Source organism: Pseudomonas sp. NPDC087615, assembly GCF_044743445.1.
Classification (GTDB): Bacteria; Pseudomonadota; Gammaproteobacteria; order Pseudomonadales; family Pseudomonadaceae; genus Aquipseudomonas; species Aquipseudomonas baetica_A.
On record NZ_JBIUWM010000127.1, the window covers coordinates 1 to 2,717 of the forward strand.

Annotated in this window: 4 protein-coding genes; all 4 read right to left on the reverse strand. The window is 56.8% G+C overall.

Annotated elements, in window-relative coordinates:
• Positions 1 to 105: 105 nt before the first annotated feature.
• The 4 genes from ACIOU6_RS27820 to flgA all read right to left on the reverse strand — a co-directional run bounded on the left by ACIOU6_RS27820 (position 106) and on the right by flgA (position 2,710).
• Positions 106 to 852, reverse strand: coding sequence for a flagellar brake protein (locus tag ACIOU6_RS27820; RefSeq protein ID WP_221733044.1), 747 nt, complete (start codon positions 850 to 852; stop codon positions 106 to 108).
• Between the two features lie 92 nt (positions 853 to 944).
• The gene (locus ACIOU6_RS27825; protein WP_221733043.1) at positions 945 to 1,412 is read right to left on the reverse strand and encodes a flagella synthesis protein FlgN; all 468 of its coding nucleotides are present in this window, start codon (positions 1,410 to 1,412) and stop codon (positions 945 to 947) included.
• A 48-nt stretch (positions 1,413 to 1,460) separates the two neighbouring features.
• Complete coding sequence (gene flgM / locus ACIOU6_RS27830) at positions 1,461 to 1,787, reverse strand: flagellar biosynthesis anti-sigma factor FlgM (RefSeq protein ID WP_221733042.1); 327 nt, start codon at positions 1,785 to 1,787, stop codon at positions 1,461 to 1,463.
• Positions 1,788 to 1,948: 161 nt separating this feature from the next.
• Positions 1,949 to 2,710 (reverse strand): flagellar basal body P-ring formation chaperone FlgA, encoded by a 762-nt coding sequence (gene flgA / locus ACIOU6_RS27835; protein WP_221733041.1) that lies wholly within the window; start codon positions 2,708 to 2,710, stop codon positions 1,949 to 1,951.
• Positions 2,711 to 2,717 lie beyond the last annotated feature (7 nt).

Here is a 2,717-nt window from a genome sequence, read left to right on the forward strand (position 1 = left end):
GGAACGCCCGCACCTGTCCTTAAAATACAAAACGCCCAATGCAGTGCATCGGGCGTTGGGGTGAAACAGGTGTAAACCTATTTCAGGACTAGACACCGTTTCGAATCAGAGATCGTCTTTATCGAAACGCCGTGCTTCACGTTGTAGCTGATAAACAAAACGCTCGACGTTGCGTGCAGCCTGACCGCTGATGTTGTGGAAACGCAGGCCGGCAAACGTGATGTTGAGTTTTTCTTCGAAGTGCAGATAACGCAGTTCGACGGAAGTCGGCTGGTTGCCGAACAGTGGCGGGGCGATCAAGCGATCGTAGACCTGGCCCAGTTGCAGGCGGTCGGTGATGTCGCCTTCGAAGCGCAGCTTGCAACCGGTCGCGGAAATATCCAGCAGCTTGCCGTTGATCGGCGATTTGAGCTTTTCGCCGCCCAGTTCAACGTTGACCAGATCGGTCAGTTTCAGTGCCGCGCGAAAGGCGTTGCGGCGCTGGTGATACACCACTTCGGTCGGCAACTCGCCGGTATAAAAGCGATCACCTTCGGACTCTTGGATGTTCAGCGTGCCAGTGCATTCCCAGGCAATACGCACACCCTCATGAAAGCCTTCAACCTTGAAAGACTCGCCGGCGAGCAGGAAGCGTTCGCCGTCGCGCGGGATCATTTCATCAAGGGCGATGGAGGCGCTGTCACGGTCGACTTTGATCAGGTAACTCTGGAAGCGCTGGCTGCGTTCGTGGAACGTGATGATCAGCGGATCGTGGCTTTCTTGCAACTGACGCAGGTTGCTGGAGATTTCCAGGGGCGTGGTGAGCACCTTTGGGGGCTGCGGAGCATCATCCGCGCTTAGGGCGTTTGGCACGTTTTCTCAATCTCCAGACAAAATTTGACTACGACTGGCCAGTATTTTGCCAGCATGTTTCTCGTGTTGATAGTGCGGGCTCATCGAACGGCTTACGCCTGGCTGAACGTACGCGGCTTGACGGGTTTGGCGAAAGCACCACTGGCGTCATACAGCGCTGGCGGTTCACCCCCGGTGAGGATTTTCAGCTGATTGGCCGTAGCGGCCTGCTGTACCCGGATCGACTGGCCATTGTTGACATTGGCCGCCTGGCATTGGGCGATGAGATCGGTCAGGAAGTCGCTCTGGCTGAGCAACTGGTCGCCGAGGCTCGACTGGCTGGCGAGTTGCTCAAGCCCCTGCCGATTGGTCGGCAGGTTGAGGCTGGCGAGGATTTCGCTGCGTTTGCGGCCATGCTGTTCAAGCAAAATGATCAGCGCCTGTTTACGCGCCAGAATTTCTTCCAGCAAGGGCATGTCGCGACCATGCAAAGCGAGGGATTCGGTTTGCAGCAATTCCAGCAATTGTTGAGCTGGAGCAAAGTCGTCGATGATCAGTTGCAGTAAATGAGTGTCGTGCATGGCTGGCCTTGGGTTTTAAGCGTCCAAAAGCCTGGCGCAGGCAAAAGCCTAGCGCTGGGCTTCGAAGTTGAGCAGTTTGCTGGCTACACGGTTGCTGTCGACTTTGTAGCTGCCATCGGCAATCGCGGCTTTCAACTCGGCCACTCGGGCTTTGTCGACAGCAGGCTGATCGCGCAGCTTGTCAGTGACCTTCTGCAACTGTTGAGCCTCATTGCTGAGGTGTACCGATTCCCCGCTTTTTACGGTACTGGCCGGTTCGGCCTGGGTATTCAGCGGCGCGGAGGTGCCGGTTTCGGCGGTTTCCCTGGCGTTGCTGGTACGTGTACTGCCCGTAAGTGACGAGGAGCTGTTCAAACGGCTGAAATCGATGACCATGTTAAAAACCTCTGGGAATTTGGACGCTTGCCATGTTTTCGGCCATCCCCTGGAAAACTTTAGGCCCATTTAGCAATAGGCCCTGCATGCGCCGGCGCGTGTCCTGCTGCCGCACAGTTTAGGGAACCGACGAGGTCCGCGCCAGTTTTCTCATGAGCGTTTTACATGGCCACTTCCACTTGGCCTGGCGCGATGACTTGCGCCTTGATGACCCGGTTGGAGTTGAGGTTTTTCACTCGGATCTGTTCTTTCAGGCCGCCGTTGGACAGGGCTTCTCCCGGCATACGCACGGCGAGTGTGCCGGTGCGGGCGATGATGACCACTTGATCGCCCTTGCGCACGACTTCCGCCTGTTCCAGATGCACGAGCGTGATGACCTGATCGGCGACCGTTGGTCGGGTTAATTTTTGCCCGATGGCTTGATCCACCGACGTCAGAAAACCTTGATTGATTGTGCTGACGTCACGCTCTCGCAAGGTCACATCCTGCGGCTCGATAATCCCGGCGCGTTTGAGTGGTCGCGTGGTGGTCACAATCTCGCGAAACAGGCGGACTTGAGCGGGTACGAACACGGTCCAGGGCGAGCTGCCCTCACAGCGAACCTTCACGGTTACCCGCCCCAGCGGACGTGCCGGACTCTCCAAAGTCGCTGTCAATTCCTTGTCGCACATGGGCATGTGCATACGGGGGTCGAGCTGGTTGACTTCGATTTCGTAGCGGCCTTCCGTTTGACTGGTAGCCAGATAGTCTTCTACGGTGAACTCAAGAAAGCCCTGAGTGACGCCGATAAGCATGTCAGGCAAGGTAACCGCATCAGCAATGGCAGGGCTGCCGGCGAAAAAGAGGCAAACGGCGGACATCGCGCAAAGCCCTCTGCGAAGGGGAGATGTCAGGCGTCGGAAAAATGTCGTTTGAGCGTTCATACGAGTT